This window comes from Pseudomonas sp. MH9.3 (genome assembly GCF_034354675.1).
In the GTDB taxonomy this organism is placed as follows: domain Bacteria; phylum Pseudomonadota; class Gammaproteobacteria; order Pseudomonadales; family Pseudomonadaceae; genus Aquipseudomonas.
In genome coordinates this window covers 345,769-371,650 of record NZ_CP133785.1, presented here as the reverse complement: position 1 = coordinate 371,650, position 25,882 = coordinate 345,769, and the positions used below count along the sequence as shown (strand labels likewise).

General features: G+C 64.6%; 12 protein-coding genes (1 of these 12 cut by a window edge). 3 read left to right on the top strand and 9 right to left on the bottom strand.

Annotation, left to right across the window (positions count from 1 at the left end; all coding sequences use genetic code 11):
* Positions 1–26: 26 nt before the first annotated feature.
* The 3 genes from RHM60_RS01485 to RHM60_RS01475 form a co-directional block, all read right to left on the bottom strand.
* Positions 27–1,583, bottom strand: coding sequence for a DUF726 domain-containing protein (locus RHM60_RS01485; RefSeq protein ID WP_322213372.1), 1,557 nt, complete (start codon positions 1,581–1,583; stop codon positions 27–29).
* An 87-nt stretch (positions 1,584–1,670) separates the two neighbouring features.
* The gene (locus tag RHM60_RS01480; RefSeq protein ID WP_209981264.1) at positions 1,671–1,976 is read right to left on the bottom strand and encodes an XRE family transcriptional regulator; all 306 of its coding nucleotides are present in this window, start codon (positions 1,974–1,976) and stop codon (positions 1,671–1,673) included.
* Positions 1,969–2,334 (bottom strand): type II toxin-antitoxin system RelE/ParE family toxin, encoded by a 366-nt coding sequence (locus RHM60_RS01475; protein ID WP_322213371.1) that lies wholly within the window; start codon positions 2,332–2,334, stop codon positions 1,969–1,971. Before RHM60_RS01475 ends, RHM60_RS01480 begins: the two co-directional genes overlap by 8 nt.
* 196 nt (positions 2,335–2,530) lie before the next feature.
* Here RHM60_RS01475 and RHM60_RS01470 point away from each other — a divergent pair, with 196 nt between their 5' ends.
* A complete protein-coding gene (locus RHM60_RS01470; protein WP_322213370.1) occupies positions 2,531–4,339 on the top strand; it encodes a monovalent cation:proton antiporter-2 (CPA2) family protein in 1,809 nt (602 codons plus the stop codon).
* Between the two features lie 74 nt (positions 4,340–4,413).
* On the top strand, positions 4,414–4,965 hold the full coding sequence (locus RHM60_RS01465) for a hypothetical protein (protein ID WP_209981258.1): 552 nt from the start codon (positions 4,414–4,416) through the stop codon (positions 4,963–4,965).
* A gap of 599 nt (positions 4,966–5,564) precedes the next feature.
* Here the strand turns inward: RHM60_RS01465 and RHM60_RS01460 are convergent.
* The 3 genes from RHM60_RS01460 to RHM60_RS01450 are packed head-to-tail and all read right to left on the bottom strand — an operon-like array spanning position 5,565 to position 7,651.
* Complete coding sequence (locus RHM60_RS01460; protein ID WP_322213369.1) at positions 5,565–6,284, bottom strand: alpha/beta hydrolase; 720 nt, start codon at positions 6,282–6,284, stop codon at positions 5,565–5,567.
* 11 nt (positions 6,285–6,295) lie between these two features.
* Positions 6,296–7,051 carry a precorrin-6A synthase (deacetylating) gene (gene cobF, locus RHM60_RS01455; RefSeq protein WP_322213368.1) on the bottom strand — a complete coding sequence of 252 codons (756 nt, stop codon included), beginning with the start codon at positions 7,049–7,051 and terminating at the stop codon, positions 6,296–6,298.
* A gap of 9 nt (positions 7,052–7,060) precedes the next feature.
* Complete coding sequence (locus RHM60_RS01450) at positions 7,061–7,651, bottom strand: histidine phosphatase family protein (RefSeq protein ID WP_231421855.1); 591 nt, start codon at positions 7,649–7,651, stop codon at positions 7,061–7,063.
* Between the two features lie 279 nt (positions 7,652–7,930).
* Here RHM60_RS01450 and RHM60_RS01445 point away from each other — a divergent pair, with 279 nt between their 5' ends.
* A complete protein-coding gene (locus RHM60_RS01445) occupies positions 7,931–8,599 on the top strand; it encodes a helix-turn-helix transcriptional regulator (protein ID WP_209990286.1) in 669 nt (222 codons plus the stop codon).
* Positions 8,600–8,709: 110 nt separating this feature from the next.
* Here the strand turns inward: RHM60_RS01445 and RHM60_RS01440 are convergent, their stop codons facing one another.
* The 3 genes from RHM60_RS01440 to RHM60_RS01430 all read right to left on the bottom strand — a co-directional run.
* Entirely contained in the window at positions 8,710–10,668 is a 1,959-nt protein-coding gene (locus RHM60_RS01440; RefSeq protein WP_322213367.1) for a MacB family efflux pump subunit, read from the bottom strand.
* A gap of 3 nt (positions 10,669–10,671) precedes the next feature.
* Complete coding sequence (gene macA / locus RHM60_RS01435) at positions 10,672–11,823, bottom strand: macrolide transporter subunit MacA (RefSeq protein ID WP_322213365.1); 1,152 nt, start codon at positions 11,821–11,823, stop codon at positions 10,672–10,674.
* 372 nt (positions 11,824–12,195) lie between these two features.
* On the bottom strand, positions 12,196–25,882 hold the 3' portion of the coding sequence (locus RHM60_RS01430; RefSeq protein ID WP_322213363.1) for a non-ribosomal peptide synthetase. Its footprint extends 779 nt past the window's final position; 13,687 of the gene's 14,466 nt are visible here — the last part of the coding sequence; the start codon falls outside the window, past its right edge — the gene reads right to left on this strand; the stop codon is at positions 12,196–12,198.

Below are 25,882 nucleotides of genomic sequence, written 5' to 3'. Positions count from 1 at the left end.
GTAAACACACAAGACAGGCACGCAGCTTAGCAGTCAGACACAACCGTGCGCATCACCGTGTCCCGAGGCAGATCGAACGCTTCGACCACCTGCACCACCAGGTCCAGCTCCTGGTTCAAGGCTTCGCGCTCCATGCGCTGGCGAATCACCCCGACCACCAACACCGCGAGGGTGGTGATGGAATACGCAGGGCCTGAGAACGCCCGTACGCCACTCACCAGCAACATCGCCGCCGCAAGCGCCTGGCCCACCACCGGAATCGCCGAGGCAGCGCCGCGTCTCAACATGAATCCGGTCAGCCCCGCCAGCGCAGTGCCGCTCAAGGCTGTGGTGGCCGAGCGGCCGACAGCGAAGCGATTGAACAGACCCTGCTCCTTTTGCGCCGCGGCCCGCAGTTCGGCGTCGAACCGTTGACGGTCGGCCTGGCTGAGTTTGTCCTTGTACTGCTCGATCAGTTTCTCGGCGACCTGCGCTTCAAGGTCGGCAAGCGCCACACTGGCGATCGGCTCGTCGAATTTGATCCCCAGCCGCCCCGCCACGTCCTGGGCGATCTGGCGATAACTCACGCCATGCCCGCGGGCAATGTTCATGAGGCTGTCGCCGCCCATGCGCTGCAGTTCGATGGCCAGCTTGCGGGGTTCGCGCACCGAGGCGTCAATCGAGGCGCTGCGCTTTTGCGCCATCAGCTCGGCCAAAAACTTCAACTCGTCCGGCCGTGCCTGCACCAGCACAGGGAACAGGTCGACATCCTCCTCGGCAAACCGCACCTCGCTGCTGCGCGGGTCAAAGCGGATCATGCCGCGCCGCACCTGCAACAGGTCGGTGTACTGCACCACCGTCTTCAGCTGGGGCCAATACGCCGCATGGTCGAAGCTGGCCAGATGCACATTGGTCACCTTGGCCTTGAGCGCAGGCGTGACGGGGATGGCATAACGGCCGATACAGCGCTCGGTGTCGGGCTTTATCGCCAATGCCCAGTCCTTGCTGGAGTGGCAATTGATGACACGCCCCGTCAACGGCGCCGCCACCTGCTCCCAGGGGCTCGATGTACAGATGGCGCCGCCCATCAGCAGCACATTGTTCAGCGGCAGCTCGCGCGCGGTTTCAGGGCTGGCGAGCAGGCTTTTGACGAGAATGCGCGCGCCCAGGGAATGACCGATCAGGTTGATGCGGCGCACCGTCAGTGACTCGCCATGCAGGTAATTGGCCAGCTCCGGCAGCAAGCTTTTGGCCACCTCATCCACCCGCGTCTCGACGCTTTTGTAGTGGTCGAGAAAATACGCAATCGCCTTGCCCAGCCCCACGGTTGCCGCGCCCAGGCCGCCACCGCCGAGCATCGAGGCGATCACGTCCTTGAACGGTGCAAACAGGTTTTCCAGAAAATGCCCGGCCGGCCAGAACAGCATCAGGTTGGTCGAGCCTTCGATACCTGCCAGCTGTTGCTTGAAGTTACCCAGCTGTTGCTGGTTGAAGAATGCCGAGTAACCGTGGACATAGAGATTGAGCACATCGCCCTGAGGCTCGCCACACAATACGAACGTGGGCTTGCGGGTGCGGTGCATTTCATCCCACTGGTGCTGCATGGGGCGGTGACTCCTGGCGACGATGGAAGGCGATGGTAACAAAGGGCAGCCAGGGGCAATGTGAAAAAAGCATGGCGCTCGCGGCCTTCAGCAAGCGAAGTTGTCGATCTTCACCTGCCCGTCGGGAAACGTCGCGATGATTTCCAGCTCACCCCCCATGGCGCGTATGTAATCACGCAAGGTACTGATATACATGTCAGTGCGGCGTTCCATTTTAGAGACCGCAGCCTGGTTGATCTTCAACGCCTTGGCCAGGCTCTCCTGGCTCAACTGCTGGGCTTTACGCAGCTCATGCAGCGGCATTTCTCTCACATGCTGCGCGAATATCTGCTCGGCCTCAGCCCGCGATTCGGGTGACATGCGAGCTTGAAGTTCAGCGAATTTTCTAGCCATGGTTACGGCCCTCTCTACGCAATGTTTCCAAATGAACGTCATACAACTTATCTGCCACGGGGACGTGCTCTTCGTACCATCGATGTCGCGATGTTTTATCGCCACCTATCAGCAGCAATGCGCAACGGCGGGGATCGAATGCATACAGCACCCGATAAGGGCGACCGGCGTGCTGCACCCTTAGCTCTCGCAGGTTACCGTGTCGAGATCCCTTGACATCGCTGCTGTGGAGAAAGCGCAGACCTGGTCCAAACAGCCCCAGCAGATCAACGCTGGCAGATACCGAGGATTGCTCTCCTGCATCCAGATCAGCCCACCAGTCTCCGAATTCGTCCGTGTATTCTATGTCCCAACTCATGCAAATATGCCACCCATGGAATATAAACTCAATGGCATAACCCTAGACCGTAAGACTTTCCTCGCCAGTGGCAAATTATTTGTACGTACTACAAGTCTTGGCCGATGCGCACGCGCGGCAAAAATACAATTCTCAGTCGGCAAAAAGCGCTCTAATAGCGCCCTGTTGACTGGCTTTGAAGATTCTGGAGTTCGCAATGCCCCATGAAGGCAACCTGTTACAAGCAGCCGTGGTGTTTCTGCTCGCCGCCGTGCTCACCGTGCCGTTGGCCAAGCGCCTGCAACTGGGCGCGGTGCTCGGCTATCTGTTCGCCGGGGTGATCATTGGTCCGTCGGTACTGGGCCTGGTGCGTAACCCGCAAAGCGTGGCGCAGTTTTCCGAACTGGGCGTGGTGCTGCTGCTGTTCATCATCGGCCTGGAGCTGTCGCCCAAGCGTTTATGGGTGATGCGCAAGGCGGTGTTCGGCGTCGGCCTGGCGCAGGTGCTGCTTACCGGCCTGGTGATGGGCGCGGTGGCGCTGTGGCTGTTCGGTCAGGCGTGGAACAGCGCGATTGTGCTGGGCCTGGGCCTGGCGCTGTCGTCCACGGCGTTCGGCCTGCAAAGCCTGGCCGAGCGCAAGGAACTCAACCAGCCCCACGGGCGCATGGCCTTTGCGATCCTGCTGTTTCAGGACATCGCCGCCATCCCGCTGATCGCCATGGTGCCGTTGCTGGCCGGCGGCAGCCACCCCACCACCGAGTCCGAAGGCCTGCAGCACGGCTTGCAGGTGCTGGGCAGTATCGCCGTGGTGATCATCGGCGGGCGTTACCTGTTGCGCCCGGTGTTTCGCATCGTGGCCAAAACCGGCCTGCGCGAAGTGTCCACCGCCACCGCGCTGCTGGTGGTGATCGGCACGGCCTGGTTGATGGAACTGGTCGGCGTGTCCATGGCTCTGGGCGCCTTCCTCGCCGGCCTGCTGCTGGCAGACTCCGAGTACCGTCACGAACTGGAGTCCCAGATCGAACCGTTCAAGGGCCTGCTGCTCGGGCTGTTCTTTATCAGCGTGGGCATGGGCGCCAACCTCAGCCTGCTGCTCAGTTCGCCGCTGGTGGTCATCGGCCTGACCCTGCTGTTGATCGGCCTCAAGCTGCCGATCCTGTATGCCGTGGGCCGCATGGCCGGTGACCTCAATCGCGAAAGCGCCCTGCGCCTGGGCGTGGTGCTGGCGGCCGGCGGTGAGTTTGCCTTCGTGGTGTTCAAGATCGGCCGCGACCAGGGCCTGTTCGAGCCGCAGTTGTACGACATTCTGGTGCTGACCATCACCCTGTCCATGGCCATCACGCCGCTGTTGCTGCTGATCTGCCCGAAGCTGTTCAAGCGCAAGACCAGGCCGGTGGAAGTGCCCGAGGAATACCGCGCCATCGAAGGCGATGCGCCACGCGTGGTGATCGCCGGCATGGGCCGCATGGGGCAGATCGTCGCGCGGATCCTGCGCGCGCAGAACATTTCGTTCATCGCCCTCGACACCTCGGTGGAAACCATCGAGTTGACCCGCAGCTTCGGCGGGATGCCGGTGTTCTACGGCGATCCGCAGCGTCCGGAAATCCTGCACGCGGCCAAGGTCGACCAGGCGGAATTTTTCGTGATCGCCATGGACGACCCGGAAATCAACATCAAAACCGCCGAACTGGTGCGCAACCTCTACCCGCACATGAAGATCATCGCCCGCGCACGTAACCGCCAGCACGTGCACCGCCTGGTGGACCTCGACGCCTCGCCGATTCGCGAGACCTTCTACTCCAGCCTCGAAATGAGCCGACGTACCCTGGTCGGCCTGGGGTTAAGCCAGGCCCAGGCCGATGCGCGCATCAACCGCTTCAGGAACCACGACCTGCAAGTGCTCGCCGCCCAGCATGCGGTATACGACGACGCGGCCAAGGTCATGCAGACCGCCCAGGAAGCCCGCACCGAACTGGCGCGGCTGTTTGAGATGGATCGGCTTGAGGAAGAGTCCGACAAGGCGTGAGGCCGGGGGAGGAACGATCTTGCAAATTTTCTGACAGAATAAGGCGCAATTTCGTTTTATCACCGGAGTGCTTCATGGCCACTTTCACCAAGACCGCCGTCCTGCTTGCCCTCGCACTGACCGCCGGCAGCGTGTTCGCTGCCGCCAAGCCAAGCACACAGACCATCTCCACCCTGGGCGGCAAGTTCACCTTCAGCCTGCCCAAGGCCTACGTCGCCGATACCCTGCCGGCCGGCAAGGCCGAGGATGGCACCGGCGACACCCAGGGCACCCTGTACGCCAATCAGAGCACGAAAAGTGTGGTGATCGTCGCCGAAACCGTGCGCAAGGACGGGGTAAAGATCGAGGACAACGACCCCAAGTTCCTTGACGGCGCCGTCGCCGGTTTCATCAAGGACCAGAGCGCCGCCCTGCCCGACTTCAAGAAACAGAGCGAGAAAAAGCTCAACTTCAAGGGCCTGGGCATGCGTCAGGTCGACAGCACCGCCACCCAGGGCGGCGGCAAGACCTTGAACTCCACGTTCCTCGGCGGCTCGGGCAACCAGTTGCTGGTGATCCAGGCCATTTCGCGGGCCGATGATGTGAAGGGGCACGCCGAACTGGTGAAACAGATCACCGGCAAATAACCCACTTCCCACAACCAACGCAAACCCCCTTGTGGGAGGGGGCTTGCCCCAATGCCGTTGAGTTAAGCGCAGCTCCCCTGTGGGAGCGGCGGTGCGACGATTCGGCTTGCCCGCGAAAGCGGTGGGTCTTCAACATCAATGTTTGCTGGGCCGACGCCATCGGGAGCAAGCCCCCTCCCACATTTTGTACAGCGTTCGCAAACCATTCCGGTCGGCTCTCAGGCCGCCGCGCTTTTGATCTTGATCTTAGGCGCCCCGTCAAACACGCTGGCCGAACGCAGGCTTTGGAGCGTGGGTAACCCGGCAGGACGCCGGGTTAGCCGCGCTGGGCCAAGGATGGCCCATCGCGGCGGCCCACGCTCCAAAGCCTGCGTGAGGGCACACCGAGCCTGGGCGAGGTGCCGAGTGTTGGGGCAAGAGCGTTTTGCTTACTTTTGCGCTTTTCAAAAGTGAGCCGCCGTAAGGGCGGAACCCTAAGCCGCCGTTACCGAACAAACCGATATGTACACCGAAAAGTCGCACCGCTCGTTGCTTCGAGCATCACGCTGGCTTAACTGAGCGGCATTAGGGCTTGCCCCCCTCACACATTGCAACCGTGCTCACTTCAGGTTCGATTCAAGCCAGGCCTTCAGGTCCTGCACCTCCGCTTCGCTGATCGTGTGGTTCATGCCTTCATAGGTATGAAACTGCGGCTTCAACCCCAACCCCACCAGCACCTCGTTCGCCCGCGTCGCCGACGCATACGGCAGCGCCTGATCCAATGTGCCATGGCCAATAAAGATCGCCAGCCTGCCCAGCGCGTCATCGGGCTTGAGCTCAGCCTTGAGTACCGGTAGCACGCTGCCGCTCAGCGCCGCGATGCCCCGCAGCAGCTCAGGCTTACGCAAGCCCACCTCGTAGGACATGATCGCGCCCTGGCTGAACCCCACCAGGAACACGCGATCACTCTGGGTGTGGTACTTGACCGTGGCCTTGCGCACAAAGTCTTCGATCAGCGCGGCGCTGCGCTGCAGGTCGGCGGTCTCGCCGTTGTAATCACGCTCGCCGGTGGTCTTGGTGAACCAGCGATAGCCATGGGGGTCCACCGGCGTTGGCGCGCGGGCCGACAGGTAGGTCCAGGTCGAGGGCAACGCGTCCTTGATCCCGAACAGATCCTCCTCGTCGCTGCCGAACCCGTGCAGGAAGATCACCAACGGCTGGTTGCGCGCATCGCCCTGGGTCTGTTCCAGGTAGGACAACGGCAAATCGGTGTGCAGGTTCGAGTCGGCGTGGGCGGCAGCGGCCACCAGGGTCAGTGCCAGGGCAAACAGTTTGAGCATGGGAGGTCACCTCAGGGTTTGCGCAATAGATAAGTATCCATGATCCAGCCATTTTCCAGGCGCGCGGCCTTGCGCACCCGTTCGATTTCTTCAGCCACTTCACTGACCTTGCCGCTGATCAGGATTTCATCCGGCGTGCCCAGGTAGGCCCCCCAATAAATATCAAAGCCCTGCTCAGCCACGCTGCGGTAGGAGTCTTCGGCATCGAGCATCACCACCAGCGTATCCGCATCACTGGCCTGCCCTGCCGCCAAACGCCGGCCGGTGGTAATTTCGACGGACTTGCCGATGCGGTTCAACGGCACTTTATGTTGCGCGGCCAGGGCCTGCACGCTGGTGATGCCGGGGATCACTTCGAACTCGAATTCGCACTGCCCTGCGGCCAGAATCGCCTGCAGGATACGAAGGGTGCTGTCGTACAGCGCCGGATCGCCCCAGGCCAGGAACGCACCGACCTCGCCGTCGGCCATGTGCTCATTGATCAGGCGTTCAAAAGTGGCTTGCTTGTCGCGGTTAAGCACCTGCACCGCCGTGGTGTAGTCGATCTCACCGCGCACGCGCTCGGGGCAGTCGGCCTCGACGAAGCGGTAGCCGGGTTCGGTGATGTAGGTTTCGCAGATCTCGCGGCGCAGGTCGATCAGCTTGTCCTTGCTCTGGCCTTTGTCCATCAGGAAGAACACGTCGGTGCGGTTCAGCGCCTTCACCGCCTGCATCGTGATGTAGTCAGGGTTGCCGGCGCCAATGCCGATGATCAGGATGCGTTTCATGGGGTGCTCTCAGTGCGGGGCGTGGATGTTGCCATGTTCGGACGGCCAGGGGTGAGTGTCCAGGCGCAGGCGCCACACGCCGGTAAAGCGCAGCTCGATGCAGGACAGTGGCGCGACGTCGATCCGGTAGATCATCTCGACCGGCATCTGCAGCACCTGCAGCATCGCCGCGCGGATCACGAACGGATGGGTCACGGCCAGCACATGGCCGGGTTGGGTTTGCAGCTGCTTGAGCCACTGCGCGATCCGCTCGCACAACGCATCCACCGATTCGCCACCATGGGGCGCACCGGCGCTGTCGGCGAGCCAGGCCCTCACCGCGTGAGTGTCGAGCTGGTCAATCGCCTGGCCTTTCCAGCGGCCCATGTCGAGGTCACGCAGAGCGGTTTCCAGCGTGGCCTCGTTACCGAACAGGCTCGCGGTCTGACGGGTTCGCAGCTCGGGGCCGCACACCAGTTGCGGGGGTTTGCTGAAGCGACCGGCCAGGGATAACGCGTCACTCTGCCAATCCATTACCACCGAGTCGTCATCGGCAAATCGCGCGTATTTCTGCGCGGGAGTGGCGGCGTGGCAGACAAGGGTCAACCGGGTGGGTTGCATCGCGGGTTCACTCTGGGTTGGCATGCAGTCCGCCCTGAAACGGCGAAGTTGTATTCATATGTTACAACAAACCTGGAAAAGGCCGCTGGACGCTGAGCCAACAGCCCGCAGCTGTGCGGCCTTGGGCCGTTTTTTTCAAATTGGATCCCCTTCCTGTGGCGAGGCTGTACTAGCATAGGTGCTGGCGGGATGGACTATCACTGTGGGTTATTCGTATTGGCACCTGAACCCCGTCGCTGCAAGGCCGAATACCCGCACCTGACACTCATGGACGATTGGATGAACGCTCAGCTGTTTCCTCATATAGGCAAAGTCATTGCCAGCACCGGGAGCCGACATTTCCCGCGCATGCTGCACGACCTGATCCTCACCCAACTGGCGGTGGACGCTACCCATATCACCCAATTGCGAGTGAGCCCCGAGGGGCATACGCGGCGCAAAATCAGCCCGGTCTACACCGATTCGATGGCAACGCTGGGCGAGGAACAGCCCGCAGCGCAACTGCACCTGACTCGGCGCAAGGATGACGTGCGCTACATCCTCTCGGTCTACCGTTCGCACCAGTCCGAAAGCTTTTCGCCGCAGGAACGCAACATGCTGCAGGAGTTTTCCACGCTGTTGCTGCCCATGGTGGAAAAACACATCACGGCGATCCAGCCTGGCAACGACAGCGAGCCGGTGGCGGCAAAACATCAGGGCATCGAAACCCTGCGCAAGCGCATCGAGGAGCGCCTGGTGCAATCGCGGCTGACCCTGTCCACCCGCGAGCTGGAAGTGTGCGTCGGCCTGCTGGCCGGGAAAACCGCGCCAGAGCTGGCCGAACAACTGGCGTTGAAGGTCAACACCATCGAAAGCTACCTCAAGCGCGCGTCGATCAAACTGGGTATCAGCGGGCGGCATTCGCTGTTGCGGTGGATGTATGCCACCGAGAACAACAGCGGTCTTTAAGCCAGCATCCAGCAAATTGTGGGAGGGGGCTCGCTCCCGATTGCAGCGTGTCAGCCACTGCATGTGCGACTGAAACACCGCTATCGGGAGCAAGCCCCCTTCCACATCTGTCAATCTCTGGCCAACGCCTCAATCGGATCCAGCCGCGCCGCATTCCTTGCCGGCACAAACCCGAACACAATGCCGATCAGCGTGGAACAGGCAAACGCGGTGACCACCGAGCCCACCGAAAACACCATCTCCCACTCTTTCACAAACAGCGAAAACAGGTAGCCGATGGCGTAGGACAGCGAGATCCCGATGATCCCGCCGATCAGACACACCATCACCGCCTCCACCAGAAACTGCTGGCGAATATCCGACTGCCGCGCGCCCACCGCCATACGAATGCCGATCTCGCGGGTCCGCTCGGTGACCGACACCAGCATGATATTCATCACACCGATACCACCCACCAGCAACGAAATCACCGCGATCAGCGACAGCAGCAAGGCCAGGGAGCGGCTGGTGTTCTGCACGGTCTGCATGATGCTGTCGAGGTTATTGGTGAAGAAATCCTTGGTGCCGTGGCGTTGCAGCATCAGCTTGTTGACGTTGTCCTCCACCACCTTGCTCGGCTGGCCGTCCTTGATGCGCACGGTGATGCTGTCCAGATGACGCTGACCCAGCACGCGCCCCGCCGCCGTCTCGTAAGGCACCCACACGTTCAGCGACTTGCTGGCGGCGAACATGTTTTTATTCTCGGCCGTCACTCCGATCACCGTGCACGGCAGGTTGCCCACCAGAATCACCTGGCCGAGCGGGTCGACATGCGCGCCAAACAGGCGCTGGCGGGTGTTGTGGTCGATCACCACCACCTGGGCCTGGCGCCGCGCATCGTTTTCGCTGAAGGCAATACCGGCTTCGAGCTTCAGGCCCTTGACCTTGAAGTAGCGCTCGCTCACCCCGTTGACCTGCGCATCCAGATCGATATTGCCAAAGCGCAGCAGCAGGTTGCGGCCCACCACCGGCGTGGCGCTGTCGACGTAATACAGCTGGTTCAACGCGTCCACATCCGAGGGCATCAGCGTCTCGATGGCCGAAGCACGGCTATCGCCGAAACTGGTGCCGGAAAAAATATCGATGGTATTGCTGCCGATGGCCTGGATGTCCTTGAGCACGTAGCGCTTGGCCCCTTCGCCGATGGCCGAGATCGACACCACCGAGGTGATGCCGATGACGATGCCGAGCATGGTCAGCAGCGTGCGCATGCGGTGCGACACCAGCGCGACCCAGGCCATGTTGAACGCCTCCTTGAACAACCCCAGGCTCGCCACCAGCCGCCGCGCACCACTGCGTCGTGACTCGATGGGCGTTTCGCCGGGCAGCTCGAGGCCGACACTGGCATTGGCCTTGTCGCTGACGATCTCGCCATCGCACACCTCGACGATGCGCTGGGCATTGGCCGCCACCTTGGGGTCGTGGGTGACAATGATCACCGTATGCCCGGCCGCGTGCAGCTCGGCGAGGATGCGCATCACCTCCTTGCCGCTGTGGGTGTCCAGCGCCCCGGTGGGCTCGTCGGCGAGGATCACTTCGCCGCCGTTCATCAAGGCCCGGGCGATACTCACCCGTTGCTGCTGACCGCCGGACAGCTGACTGGGCCGGTGGCGGGTGTGCCCGGCCAGGCCCAGCCGCGTCAGCAGTTCGCGGGCGCGGCTGTGGCGCTGAGTCTCGGGGGTGCCGGCGTAGATCGCCGGCATTTCCACGTTGTGCAACGCGCTCAGGTGCGCCAGCAAGTGATAGCGCTGGAAGATAAACCCGAAGTAATCGCGGCGCAGCTCCGCCAGTTGCTCATCGCCCAGGGAGCGGGTCTCGATGCCGTTGATTTTGTAGCTGCCAGCGGTGGCGTAATCCAGGCCGCCGAGGATGTTCATCAAGGTGGACTTGCCCGAGCCGGACGCGCCGATGATCGCGACCATCTCCCCCGCCTGGATGGTCAGGTCGATGCCCTTGAGCGCAATGAATTCACGCTCGCCGGCCATGAAACTGCGGGTGATGCCCTTGAGCTCCAACAGTGGCTGGGTCATGGCTCAGTTCCCCGCCACGGCAGGCGTAGCGTCGCCGATCACCACTTTGTCGCCCTCGACCAGGCCGTCGAGGATCTGCACCTTGACGTTGTTGTTGATGCCGGTCTTCACGTTGCGCGCCTGCGCCTTGCCCTTGGCATCCAGCACCCGCAGCGCATAGCTGCCATCGTTGTTGCGCGCGCCCAGCGCCGCCACCGGCACCATCAGCGCCCCCTGGGCGGTGTCGAGCACGATGCGCACCTGGGCGGTCATGGCGATGCGCAGGCGATGGTCGGGGTTGGGCACGTCGAACAGCGCGTTATAGAACACCGCCGTGTTCTGCTTGGGCGTACCGGCGCTCTGGGTCTCGAGGAAGTTCTGCGGCGCCGGCTCCGTACCGCGCAGTTTGGCGTAGTAGCGCTTGTCGGCCTCGCCGAGAATGGTGAAATACACCTGCTGGCCGGGGCTGATATGAATCACATCCGCCTCGGACACCTGGGCCTTGACGGTCATGGTGTCCAGGTCCGCCAACTTGAGCAGTACCGGCGCCAGCTGGTTGGCGATCACCGTCTGGCCTTCCTGGGTGACGATGCCCACCACATCGCCATCGATCGGCGCATTGATGCGGGTGTAGGTCAGGTTGACCTTGGCGGTGTCGATCTGGATATGCGCGCTCTTGATCTGCGCATCCAGCGACAGCAGGTTGGCCTGCTGCACCTGGTAGGTTGACTCGGCGTCTTCGAAGTCCTGACGGGACACTGACTCGTCGATCTGCAGTCCCTTGTAGCGCTCGTACACCGACTTGGCCTGCTTGAGCTGCGCCGCCGTGGCGCGGCGCTGGGCCTGGAGGTTTTCTTCGTCGACCTGGGCCTTGCGCAGGGTGTTCTGCAGGATCAGGGGGTCGATTTCGGCGAGCCATTGGCCCTTTTTTACCTTGTCGCCGACTTTGACCTTGAGTGATTTCAACTGGCCGGAGACCTGGGCGCCGACGTCGACTTGTTTGATGCCTTCGAGCAGGCCGGTGGCCAGAACGGCGTTTTCGATATCGCCGCGTTCGGCGGTGGCCGTCAGGTATTGGGGGGTGTCGGCGGGGGCCTGTAGGGTGTAAATGATCAGGCCGATGGCGATGGCCAACAGGGTGAATAAGCCGATTTTGCGGAATTTAGACGTTTGCATAAATGCCCATAAAAGATGATGAGGTTTTTGGGGGTATATCCGTTGCTGCGGTTACGGCTGCTTAGGGTTCCGCCCTTACGGCGGGGCACTTTGGAAAAGCCGGAATGCCGGCCCAGCCCAAAGTAACCAAAGGGCTCTTGCCCCAACACTCGGCACCTCGCCCGGGCTCGGTGTGCCCGAGATCAGAAGCAAGATCAAAGGCCAAAGCCAAAGCCAAAGCAGGGCCAAGCCGATTGATACTCTCCTGAAAGATGGCGATCCAAAGGTGGGAGGGGCTTGCTCCCGATGGCAGTGTGTCAGCTACCAATAAGCTGACTGACCCACCCTCATCGGGAGCAAGCCCCCTCCCACGTTTTGAGCGGCATACACCCGTCACGACACCACCTCCCCAACCACCAACGACTCAAGCCACCACTTGGCCAACCCAGAAACATTGGGCGCCTTGAGCAACGTGAAGTGATTCCCCCCGCCATACCAAACCTCAAAGCCATCCCCCTGGCCACGCCACCCCTCAATCATCGCCCCCTGCTCCCGCAGATTGCCCACCGCATCCAGCGCAGGATCCTGCGCCAACACCAACCTCACCACCCCGCCATACCGCCGCCCAGGCCGATACACCGTGCGCAACGCCGCCGCATACGTACGCGCCGGCCCCACCATCGCCTCCACCGCCGCCCGCGCGGGCAGCAATCCGACCGCCACCATCCCGGCATGCAACGCGAGCCGCTGCGCCACCTCATCGCGCCCGGCAAATTCCACCGGATCAATCCCCAGCGGCCGGCCGGCCGACAACTGCATCGCCTCGATCAACCGCAACAACGCCGCCGTCGACGTATACGGCCGTCCCACCACGCCATTGCCGCCCGGCGCTTCACTGTCGATCACCGTCAACGACGCCACCTCGCGCCCGGCCGCCTGCAAGCGCAGCGCCATCTCCAGCGCCACCCAGCCGCCGAACGAATGCCCGAGCAGATGCACCGGCCCGTGCGGGCATTCCTGTTCCAGCGCCGTGAGGTAACACTGCGCCGCCGCCTCGACCTGGCTGTGAGGCACCGCCTCGCCGTCCAGCCCGCGCGGCTGCAGGCCGAACAGCGGCCAGTCACGCCCGAGCGCTTCGCCCAAGCCGACGAACCCGGTGACGCTGTCGCCCGCCCCCGGTACGCAGAACACCGGCGCAAACCCCGGCCGCCCGCTTTGGATACGCAGCAGCGGCTGATGGGCCGCCTGCGTCACCGGTAACGAGGCTGCCAGGGCAGCCGACATCGCAGCCCCCAGCTCGCGGATATGCGGCGCCTTCATCATGCTCTGGTGCGTGCCAGGCACTTCGATCTGGCGCAGTTGCCCCGGCGCCAGCGCGTCGCTCCAGCCCAGGGAATCACTGCGCCGCGACAGCTCGGTGAGCCGCTCCTGCGCGCTGAACAAATGCACCGCCACCGGCAGCGGGAACAGGCTGTAATGGGCCAGCGCGTGGCCGTGGCCGACCTCGCGTTCGATGAAGCTGATCAAGTCGGCGTCTTCGGCCGCCGCCATTTGCGGGTGCAGCAAACCTTCATCGCGACAACATTGCAGCAAACCAGCAAGGTCCAGCTGTTGAGTGTCTGCTTCCAGTTGCGCCAGTCTTGCCACTTCATCAACACCTCCTTGTACGGTCCAATGTGCAGTGCACTGCAGCAGCAGATGCCGCTTGAGCGCCTGCGGTCCTTCCCAGCGCGCCTTGCCCTGGTCGGTCATGCGCGGCACGAAGCTGTCGATCAAGCCGAGGAACGCCACCGGCTCATCCAGCCCCAGCAACTGCATCGCCACTTCATAAGCGAGCACGCCGCCGAACGACCAGCCCGCGACCCGGTAAGGTCCGTGCGGCTGAATCTCGCGGATCAGGCCAACCATGCGCGCCGCCAGGCCTTCCATGGTGTTCAGGTGCGACTCGCCCAGCGCCAGGCCCGGCAAGCCGTAGATCGGGTAGTCACCGGCCAGATGCTGACCCAGCGCCGGGAAATACACGTCCATGCCGCTGAACTCGTGCACCAGAAACAACGGCGGCTGCGTGCCGCTGCTGCGCACGGTGATCACCGTGGTGTCGCGCACCGTCTGCGCATTGCGCTGGCGCAGCATCGATGCCACGTTCGCTACGCTGGCGTGCTCGAACAGTTCGGCCAGGCTCACCGCAAGCCCTGCGTCCTCCATCAGGCTGACCAGACGGATCGCAAGCAATGAATGCCCGCCCAGTTCGAAGAAACTGTCATCGCGCCCCACCTGCTCCAGCTTGAGCACCTCGGCCCACAGCTGCGCCAGGGTCTGCTCCAGGTCATCGCGCGGCGCTTCGAACACGGCCCCGGCCAGGGCCTGCACAGCGGGAACCGGCAAGGCCTTGCGGTCGATCTTGCCGTTGCCGGTCAGCGGCAGCCGCGCCAGTGGCAGGTAGGCCGACGGCACCATGTAGTCCGGCAGTTGCGCCTGCAGATGGTCGCGCAGGCTGTCGCTGCCGACGGGTTCGCCCGCCCAGGTGAAATAGGCCACCAACCGCTTGTCACCCGGCACGTCTTCACGGGCCAGCACCACCACGTCCTGCAGTGCGGCGTGGGTCGCCAGGCGCGCTTCGATCTCGCCCAACTCGATGCGGAAGCCGCGAATCTTCACCTGATCGTCGTTGCGCCCAATGCACTCCAGCAGCCCGTCCGCCGTCCAGCGGCCCAGATCCCCGGTGCGGTACATCAGTGACCCGCCATTGAACGGGTTTTGCACGAACTGTTCGGCGCTCAATTGCGCACGGTTCAGATAGCCCAGGGCCACGCCGTCGCCGCCAATGCAGATTTCTCCGCTCACGCCCACCGGTACCGGCTGCAACTGCGCATCCAGCACATAAACCTGGGTATTGGAAATCGGCCGGCCAATCGGCACGCTGTCGGCGTCCTCGGCCAGTGCGCGCACTTCATAAGTGGTCGCGTAGGTGGTGGTTTCCGTCGGCCCGTAGCAATGCACCAGGCGCAGCGCCGGTGCCCGCGCCAACAGGCTGCGGAACGCCGCCGGGTCGGCACGCTCGCCGCCGCACAACAGAATGCGCAACCCCGCTAGCGCATCGGGTATCAGCTGCACGTACTGGTTGAACAAGGCCGTGGTGACGAACAGCACCGTCGCCCCCTCCAGCGCCGCGCCAAAGGCGGCCGGGTCGAGCAAGGTGGCGTGATCGATGACCTGCACCTGCCCGCCGTTGAGCAGCGCCCCCCACACATCCATGGTGCTGGCGTCGAACGCCGGGTTGGAGGCGAACGCCACGCGGTCACCGGCGTTGAAGTCGGCGTAGCCATTGTTGATGACCAGCCGGGTGATGCCACGGTGGGGCACCAGCACGCCCTTCGGCGTACCGGTGGAGCCCGAGGTGTACATCACGTAGGCCACACTGTCCGACGCCTGCGACAGGTCGGGGTTGTGCGCCGGTTGCGGATCGAACACCTCGGTGTCGAGGTCCAGGCGCGCAACCGTGTAGTCGACGGCGATGTCGCTGCGGGTCAGCAGCCGCACCGCGCCGCTGTCCTGCACCATGAAACCCTGGCGTTCGGCGGGCGCGTTGATGTCCAGCGGCACATAGGCGGCGGCACATTTCAATACGGCCAACTGGCCGACAATCAAGTCAATGCCGCGCGGCAGCAGGATCGCCACGCTGTCGCCGGCACACACGCCCAGGCCAAGCAGGTGATGGGCCAGACGGTTGGCGCGGGTGTTCAGCTCGCCGTAGCTCAAGCGCTGCTCGCCGTGCACCACCGCCAACGCACCGGGACGCGCCTGCGCCTGGGCCTCGAACAGACGTTGCACGGTGTGCGCACGGGGGAATTCCCGGTCGGTGGCATTGAATGTCTCGATCACTTGCCGGCGCTCGACGGCCGGCAGGATCGACACCGCACTGATGGCGCTGTCGACGTTCTGCTCCAATGCCTCCACCAGGTGCTCCAGCGCCGTCTGCAGGTAATCGCACAAACGCTGCGCGCCCTGCCCTGCGGCCGTCAGGCTGAAACCGTCGCCCAGGTCGTCGACGCTCATCGACAGGCCGTAGCTGGAACGTTCCTCGGCCTCGAGCAGATGAATACCCTGCCACGCCATGGCGGCCTCGGCGCTCATCGCTGCCGCCGCCCCGGCACTGTGGCGATAGTTGAACAGCACGTTGAACAACGGCGTGTTCGCCGGCACGCTGCTGCAGCGTTGGGCCAGGGCCAGCGACGCGTGCTCATGACGGAGCAGACGCGACAGGCGCGCATGGGTGTCGCGCAGCGCACTGCGCACCGAGTGTTCACCGAGGTCGACGCGCAGCGGCAAGGTGTTGATGAACACCCCCATCGCGCGCTCGGCGCCTTCGCCACCCTGCAGGCGGCCCAGCATCACGCTGCCGAACACCACGGTGTCGCGACCGGCCACTTTGCCCATCACCTGCGCCCAGCCCAGGTGCATCAGGCTGGCGGCACTCACGCCCGCGCGGCGGGCCTGGGCACGCAGGCGCTGGCTCAGCGCGCTGTCGAGCAGGCGTTGCGCTTTTTCATCCGCGCCCGGCACACAGAGCAGGGTCGGCTCGTCGACCTGACCCAGCATGTCGCAAAAGAACGCTTCGTGTTCCTGCTCGGTCATGCCCAGCCGGGTCTGCGCCACATAGTTGCGATAAGGTACCGCCGTTCCCAGTGCTGCGCCCTCGCCGCTCAGCAACGCCTGCATGTCGTGCTTGAGGATTTCCAGGGTGACGTGGTCCATCACCAGGTGGTGAAACAGCAGGGTCGCGACCACGCCTTGTGCCTGCTCGGTGTAGACCAGGCGCATCACCGGCGCCTGAGTCAGGTCCAGGCGCTGCGGCAACGGCCCGCTTTCAACGCGCAGCGCGGCGCTACGCCACACCACTTGCACCGGTTCCTCAAGGCCTTCCCAGTGGAACGACGAGCGCAGGATGTCATGGCGCTGGATTACCGCCTGCAACGCCTCGGCAAAGGCCTGCAGCCGCACAACGTTGTCGAACGCAAATTGCGCCTGCAACACATACACATCACCCTGCTGCACTGCGCGGTGGTGATAGAGAATCCCCGCTTGCAGGGGCGCCAGCGGGTAGATGTCCTGCACATTCGCTGCACCGCCGGGGATGGCCGCAACCACCCGGTCGATGGCCGGCTGGTCCAGCGTCACCAGGGTCAGCATGTCCGGGGTGATCGCGCGGCAATCGGCGGCGATGCCGTTGGCCGGCACGGCCACTTCGCGACTGCCGCCCAGGGTTGCCGCCAGCGCTGCCAGCGTCGGCTGGCTGAACAACACGTTCACATCCGCCGACAAGCCAAGGTGCCGCAGGCGCCCCATCAGGCTGACGGCCATCAGCGAATGCCCACCCAGTTCGAAGAAGTTGTCGTGACGCCCTACGCGCTCCACCTCCAGAAGCTCGGCCCACAGGCTGGCCAGGGCGATTTCGGTATCCCCCTCGGGCGCCTCATAGTCCCGCGCCATCACCGATTCGGCGCCCGGCGCCGGCAGGGCCTTGCGGTCGAGCTTGCCGTTAGGACTCAGCGGCAGCGCGTCCAGGTGCACAAACGCGGCCGGTACCATGAACGCCGGCAGGTGCTGCGCCAGATGATTGCGCAGCACATCGATGTCGCTCTGCTCGCCGGTGTAGTAAGCAATCAGGCGCTGTTCGCGGGCCAGCACCACGGCTTCGTTGACTGCCGGATGTTCGGTCAGCCGCGCCTGGATTTCCCCCAGTTCGATACGCAGGCCGTGGATCTTCACCTGGTCATCATTGCGCCCCAGGTATTCGAGGGTGCCGTCGGCCAGGTAACGACCGACATCGCCGGTGCGGTACAGGCGCCCACCGGTAAATGGATCGTCGAGGAAGCGCTCGGCGCAAAGCTCGGGCCGGTTCAGGTAACCGCGCGCCACCTGCACGCCGCCGATGTACAGCTCGCCGACCACGCCGAGGGGCACCGGCTGCATCTGCGCATCCAGCACATACATGCGGGTATTGGCGATCGGTTTGCCGATCGGTGTGTTATCCGGCATCTCGGCGCGTATGCAGCGCCATGCCGTCACATCCACCGCCGCTTCGGTGGGGCCGTACAGGTTGTACAGGCCGATCCCCGGCAGTTGCTGTTTGAAGCGTCGCACCAGGCTGCCCGGCAGCGCTTCACCGCTGCACATCACCTGCCGCAGCCCCGCCGCCTGGCCGACATCGCCGTGGGCGAGGAACACATCGAGCATCGACGGCACAAAGTGCAGGGTGGTGATCGCTTCGGCTTCGATGACCTCGCACAGGTAGGCCGGGTCCTTGTGCCCGCCGGGACGCGCCATCACCAGCCGCGCACCGGTAAACAGCGGCCAGAAGAACTCCCACACCGACACGTCGAAGCTGAACGGAGTTTTCTGCAGCACCGCGTCGGCGGCGGTCAGGGCATATTCGTCCTGCATCCACAGCAGACGGTTGACCACCCCACTGTGGTCGTTGATCACGCCCTTGGGCTGGCCGGTGGAACCGGAGGTGTAGATCACATAGGCACTGGCCGCGACCACGTTCGGGTTAGCGACCGGCAGGTGCTGCCAGCACGGCACATCCAGCTCGACCACCGGGACTTCACCGAGCAAACCACGGGTGGCGACCTGGGCCAGCACCACCTGTGGTGCGCTGTCCTGCAGCATGTAGGCAATGCGTTCGCGGGGATACGCCGGGTCCAGCGGCACGTAGGCAGCACCGGCCTTGAGCACTGCGTACAGGGCGATGACCATGTCCAGGCCGCGCTCGGCGCACACCGCCACTCGCGCATCCGGTTGCACCCCCAGCGCCAGCAGGTGATGGGCCAACTGGTTGGCCCGGGCATTGAGTTCGGCGTAGGTCAGTTGCCGGGTGCCGGCCTTGACCGCCAGCGCATGAGGCGTGCGCTCGACCTGCGCTTCGAACAGGCCGTGCACGGTCTGCTCGAGGTTGTAGTCGACGCTGGTCGCGTTGAACTCGAACAGCAACTGCTGACGCTCGCGCGCGCCCACCAGCGGCACGTGTTCGAGCACTGCCTGGTCGTCATCGACCATCGCCTGCAGCACGCGGGTGAGGTAACCGACGTAACGCTGCGCCGTCGCCTCGTCGAACAAGGCCACCGCGTATTCCAGCGTGCCGAGAATGCTGCCGCCGACTTCGCCCAGGCTCAGGGCCAGATCGAACTTGGCAAAGTGACTCTCCTCGACAATCGCTTCCAGCGTCAGGTCGCCCAGACGCAGGGCCGGCGCGCTGCTGTCCTGCCAGGTGAGCAGCGTCTGGAAGATCGGGCTGTGAGAGAGGCTGCGCGGCGGCCGCACGATTTCCACGACTTTTTCGAACGGCAGGTCCTGGTGCGACTGGGCGGCCAGGGTCACGGCCCTGACCCGCGCCAGCAGCGCCTCGGTGCTCGGCTCGCCGCTGGTGTCGATGCGCACCGCCAGGGTGTTGACGAACAGGCCGATCAGCCCTTCCACTTCGCTGCGCGTGCGGTTGGCCACCGGCGAACCGATCACCAGATCCTGCTGGCCGGACAGCCGCGCCAGCAAGGAGGCCCAGGCACTCATCACGGTCATGTACAACGTCACGCCCTGACGCTGACTCAAGGCCTTGAGCCCGGCGCTCAGGCGATCGTCCAGGCGCACTTCGACGGTATTGCCGGCATAGTTCTGCTGCGCCGGGCGCGGGCGGTCGGTGGGCAGCGTCAGCAACGGCGGCGCACCGGCCAGGGCCTGCTGCCAATAAGTGCTTTGACGGTGCAGCACTTCGCCGCTCAACCACAGGCGTTGCCACATGGCAAAGTCGGCGTACTGGATCGCCAGTGGCGGCAGCGGATCGGGCTGACCGTGGCTGAACGCCTGGTACAGCGCCATCAGCTCACGGGTCAACACGCCCATGGACCAGCCATCGGAGACAATGTGGTGCAGGGTCAGCAGCAGCACATGATGATCGTCGGCCAGTATCACCAGGCGCCCACGCAGCAGCGGGCCGCGCTCCAGGTCGAACGGCGCCGAGGCTTCACCGTGGATCAACGCGTCCAGCGCCTGCTGCGGCTGCGGATGGCGACGCAGGTCCTGCACCTGCAGCGGCAGCACATCTTCCGGCGCTGCGATCAGCACCTGGGCGTCGTCACCGTGCTGGGCGAAACGACTGCGCAGGGTTTCGTGCCGCGCGACGATGCGCGCGAGGGCACGTTGCAGCGCCTGCACATGCAACTGACCACGCAAGCGCAGGCCAATCGGAATGTTGTAGGCGGTGTTGGCGCCTTCCAGCAGCGCCAGGAACCACAGGCGCTGCTGAGCGAACGACAGCGGCACCTCGTTATCCCGGTTGGCCGGCAGAATGTCCGGCAACACGCTGCGCCCCGCCAGGGCCAGCACCTGGGCGACCGCCGCCAGCTCGGGGTTGGCAAACAGGTCGGCCAGCAGCAGCTCGACCCCCAGGCGCTGACGCACCTGGGACACCATGCGCATGGCCAGCAGTGAGTGCCCGCCCAGCTCGAAAAAGTGATCGCGACGCCCCACCTGCGCCACCTGCAGCACCTCGGCCCAGATCTGCGCGAGCACGCTTTCAATCTCACCCTGCGGCGCCTCGTAGTCGCGGATGAACAGCGCAGCCAGGTCCGGCGCGGGCAAAGCCTTGCGGTCCAGCTTGCCGTTAGCGGTCAGCGGCAGCGCATCAAGGCGCACGTAAGCGGCCGGGACCATGTAGTCCGGCAGGTGCGCGACGAGGTGGGCGCGAATCTCGCCGGCAGTCAGGCTGCCGGCCGACGGATGCTCGGTGAAATACGCCACCAGCCGCTCGTCACACACCAGCACCACGGCTTCCTGGATGCCCGGCAGTTGGTTGAGCCGGGTCTCGATTTCACCGAGCTCGATACGCACGCCACGGATTTTCACCTGGTCGTCGTTGCGGCCCAGGTATTCAAGGGTGCCATCGGGCAACCAGCGCGCCAGGTCGCCGGTACGGTACATGCGCCCATGATTGAAGGGGTCGCGCAGGAAGCGCTCGGCGGTCAGGTCCGGGCGGTTCAGGTAGCCACGCGCCACGCCGGTGCCGCCCACGTACAACTCACCAGCCACGCCCAGAGGCACCGGGCGTTGCTGTTCGTCCAGCAAATACACCTGGGCATTGGCCACCGGCTTGCCGATATGCAGCGGCCGACCGACTTCGAGCAGGCCGGAGGTGGCGACCACCGTGGCTTCGGTAGGGCCGTAGTTATTGACTAGCGCAAAGGACTGCGCATGGCTGAACTGGCGCAGGCGGTCGCCGCCGATCAGCAGGGTGCGCAGGGTCGGGTGTTCGATGTGCTGGCTGAAGGCGTATTCAGCCACCGGCGTGGGCAGAAAGCACACGTCCAAGGGTTGTGCACACCACCAGGCGAGCAGCGCGTCGATGTCTTCGGCGCCGTCGTGGGCCGGCGGCAGGTGCAGGGTCGCGCCCACGCACAGTGCCGGCCAGACTTCCCAGGCCATTGCGTCAAAGCCGAAGCCGGCAACGCTGGCGGTGTGGCACCCGGCGCGCAGGTCGAAGGCGTGGCAATGCCAGTCCACCAGGTTGACCACGCTGTGGTGTTCCACCATCACGCCTTTGGGCAGGCCGGTGGAGCCGGAGGTGTAGATCACGTAAGCCAGGTTCGACGGCGCCACCGCAACCGCCGGATGCACAGGCTGATCCCAGGCACTGCCATCGAGTTCGATCACCGGCACGTCCACGGCGGGCAGGCGCTCGAGCAACGCATGCTGGGTGAGCACCGCTACCGGCGCGCAATCGCTGAGCAGGTAAGCCAGGCGCTCGGCCGGGTGCGACGGGTCGACCGGCACATAACAGGCGCCGGCCTTGAGAATCGCCAGCAACCCGACCAGGGTGTCGAGGCCGCGCCGGGCAACGATGGCCACGCGGTCGTCGGGCTGTACGCCCAGGCCCAGCAAGTGATGAGCCAGGCCATTGGCATGGCGGTCGAGTTCGACGTAGGTCAGCTGCCGCTCACCCGCCTGCGCCGCAATCGCGTGGGGCGTGCGCGCCGCCTGGGCAACGAACCGGCCGTGCAGGGTCTGCTCGTCGCGAGCCGGCATCGCCGTCGCGTTGAAGTCCACCAGCACCTGCTGATGCTCGTGCTCATCCAGCAACGGCACTTGGGCCAGCACCGCCTGATCGTCCGCGACCATCGCCTGCAGCACGCGGGTGAAGTAACCGACGTAGCGGCGCACTGTCGATTCATCGAACAGCGCCACGGCGTATTGCAACGCGCCACTGATGCGGCCCTGCACTTCGCACAGGTCCAGGGTCAGTTCGAACTTGGCAAACAGGTTCTGTTGGGCAACGTTTTCCAGGGTCAGGTCGCCCAGCGACAGTGCTGGCGCGCTGCTGTCCTGCCACGCCAGCAAGGTCTGGAACACCGGCGTATGGGCCAGGCTGCGCACCGGCCGGGTGATCTCCACCACCTGTTCGAACGGCAGGTCCTGATGGGCCTGGGCCGCCAGGCTCTGCGCCTTGACCCGCGCCAGCAGCGCTTCGGTGCTCGGCTCGCCGGACGTGTCGATGCGCACCGCCAGGGTGTTGACGAACAGGCCGATCAGCCCCTCAACTTCACTGCGCGTGCGGTTGGCCACCGGCGAACCGATCACCAGATCCTGCTGGCCGGACAGCCGCGCCAGCAAGGAGGCCCAGGCACTCATCACGGTCATATACAACGTCACGCCATGGCGCTGACTCAAGGCCTTGAGCCCGGCGGTCAAGCGTTCGTCAAGGCGCACCTCGACGCTGCCGCCAGTGTAGTCCTGCTGCGCCGGACGCGCGCGGTCAGTGGGCAAGGTGAGCAAGGCCGGCGCACCGGCCAGGGCCTGCTGCCAATAATCGCTCTGACGCTGCAGCACCTCGCCGCTCAACCACAGGCGTTGCCACACGGCAAAGTCAGCGTACTGGATCGCCAGCGGCGGAAGCGGGTCGGGTTGACCGTGGCTGAACGCCTGGTACAGCGCCATCAGCTCGCGGGTGAGCACGCCCATGGACCAACCATCGGAGACAATGTGGTGCAGGGTCAGCAGCAGCACATGATGATCGTCGGCCAGTACCACCAGACGCCCGCGCAGCAGCGGGCCGTGTTCCAGGTCGAACGGCGCCGAGGCGTCCTGGTGAATCAGTGCCTGCAGGGCGTGTTGCGGTTCGGCGTGATGGCGCAGGTCCTGCACGTGCAGCAGCGCCCCCTCCTCCACCGGCACGGTCAGCACCTGGGTATCGTCGCCGTACTGGACAAACCGGCTGCGCAGGGTGTGATGGCGCACCACGATACGCGCCAGCGCCTGTTGCAGGGCATCTGCCTGCAACGGCCCGCGCATGCCCAGGGCGATGGGGATGTTGTAGGCACTGTTGCCGCCGTCCATGCGCGCCAAAAACCACAGGCGCTGCTGGGCGAACGACAGCGGCACGTCGCTGTTGCCGCTGGTCGGCAGAATATCCGGCAAGGTGCTGCGCCCTGCCTCGGCCAGCACCTGAGCAACCGCCGCCAGTTCGGCATTGGCAAACAGATCGGCCAGCAGCAGCTCGACGCCCAGGCGCTGGCGAATCTGCGAGACCATGCGCATCGCCAGCAACGAATGCCCGCCCAATTCAAAGAAATGATCGCGTCGGCCCACGCGTTCCACCTGCAGGACATCGGCCCAGATCTGCGCCAGCAGCGTCTCGATGTCGCCCTCGGGCGCCTCGTAGTCACGGCTGAACACGGCGGCGCTGTCCGGCGCCGGCAGGGCCTTGCGGTCGAGTTTGCCGTTGGCGGTCAGCGGCAGCGCGTCGAGTTTCATGTAGGCGACCGGGACCATGTAGTCCGGCAAATGCGCCACCAGGTGCGCTCGGAGGGTGCCGACATCCTGGGGTTCGAGTTGCGGGTTCTCGGTAAAATACGCCACTAGCCGCTCTTCACGCACCAGCACCACGGCTTCCTGAATACCTGGCAACTGGTTGAGCCGGGTTTCGATTTCGCCGAGTTCGATGCGCATGCCGCGAATCTTCACCTGGTCGTCGTTGCGTCCCAGGTACTCGAGATTACCGTCGGGCAACCAGCGCGCCAGGTCGCCAGTGCGGTACATGCGGCCCTGGCTGAACGGGTCCTGCAGGAAGCGTTCGGCGGTCATTTCGGGCCGGTTGAGGTAACCGCGCGCCACGCCGCTGCCGCCCACATACAATTCACCGGCCACGCCCAATGGCACCGGGCGCTGTTGTGCGTCGAGCAGGTAGACCCGCGCATTGGCGATGGGCTTGCCGATGTGCAAGGCACGGCCCGCCTCGACCTTGCCGGAGGTGGCGACCACCGTGGCTTCGGTGGGCCCGTAGTTGTTGATCACCTCGAAGGTTTGCCCACGGTTGAACGCGCGCAGGCGGTCGCCGCCGATCAGCAGGGTGCGCAGGGTCGGGTGGTCGATCTGCTGGCTGAAGGCGTACTCGGCCACCGGCGTGGGCAAAAAGCACACGTCCAGAGGTTGCGCGCACCACCAGGCCAGCAACGCGTCGATGTCTTCGGCGCCGTCACTGGCCGGCGGCAGGTGCAGGGTCGCGCCCACGCACAGCGCCGGCCAGACTTCCCAGGCCATCGCGTCAAAGCCGAAACCGGCGACGCTGGCAGTGTGGCGTCCGGCGCGCAGGTCGAAGGCGCGGCAATGCCAGTCCACCAGGTTGGCCACGGTGTGGTGCTCGACCATCACGCCCTTGGGCAGGCCGGTGGAACCGGAGGTGTAGATCACATACGCAAGGTTCGACGGCGTGACCGCGACCTGCGGATTGCTTGCCGAGTGATGCTGCCAGGTGTAGCGGTCCAGATTGATCACCGGCACGTCCAGCGCGGGCAGGCGCTCGATCAACGCATGCTGAGTGAGTACCGCCACCGGCGCGCTGTCGCTGAGCAGGTAGGCCAGGCGTTCGGCCGGGTGCGAGGGGTCGACGGGCACGTAGCAGGCGCCGGACTTGAGGATCGCCAGCAAGCCGGCCAGGGTGTCCAGGCCGCGGCGGGCGACGATGGCGACGCGGTCATCCGGTTTCACGCCCAGCGCCAGCAGGTGATGGGCCAGCAGGTTGGCCTGCTGGTTCAACTCGGCATAGGTCAACTGGCGGCCTTGATGCACGGCGGCGATCGCATCCGGCGTCAGCGCGGCCTGGATCTCGATGCGCCCATGCAGGGTGGTGCCCTGGGGGAAATCGGCGGCGGTCGCGTTGAGCGTTTCCAGCAACAGGTGTTGCTCGGCCGCGGGCACCACCGGCAGTTGATCGAGCGCGGTGTGCGGTGCCTGCTCCAGGGCCGTCACCAGGTTTTCCAGGGCGGTTTGCAGATAGGCGCAAACGCGTTGCGGGTCGACCTGGGTGCTGGCCAGCAGGCTCAGGCCGAAGCCGTCGCCCAGGTCATCGACACTAAGGGTCAGCGGGTAATTGGTGCGTTCCTCGGCGCGCAGTGCCGAGATGCCCTGCCAGGCCGCAACCGCTTCGGCACTCGCCGCCGGGGCACTGTGGCGATAGTTGAGCAACGCGCTGAACAACGGCGTGGGCGCGGTCACGCCGCTGCAACGCTGGGCCAGGGCCAACGCTGCATGCTCATGGCGCATCAAGGTGGTCAGCCGCGCGTGGGTGGCCTTGACCCCGGCGCGTACCGCCTGACCGTCGACGTCGACGCGAAACGGCAGGGTATTGATGAAAATACCCAAGGCGCGGTCCGTGGCATGGCTGCCCTGCATACGCCCCATCAGCACGGTGCCGAACACCACCTGTTGCTTGCCGGCCAGTGCGCCCAACACCTGGCCCCAGCCCATGTGAAACAGGCTCGCGGCGCTCACCCCCAACAACCGCGCCTGCGTGCGCAGGCGCTGGCACAACTCGGCCGCCAGCGGCAGGCTGACCTCGGCAATGCCGCGCGCATCGCCCTGCACATCCTGCAGGCCAAATGGCAGCGTCGGCTCACTGATGTCGCCAAGCATCTGCCGGAAGAAGCTTTCGTGTTCCTGCTCGCTGATGCCCAGACGGGCCTGCGCCACATAGTTGCGAAACGGCACGGCCTGGCCCAGCACCGCGCCCTGCCCCAACAGGCAGGCCTGCATT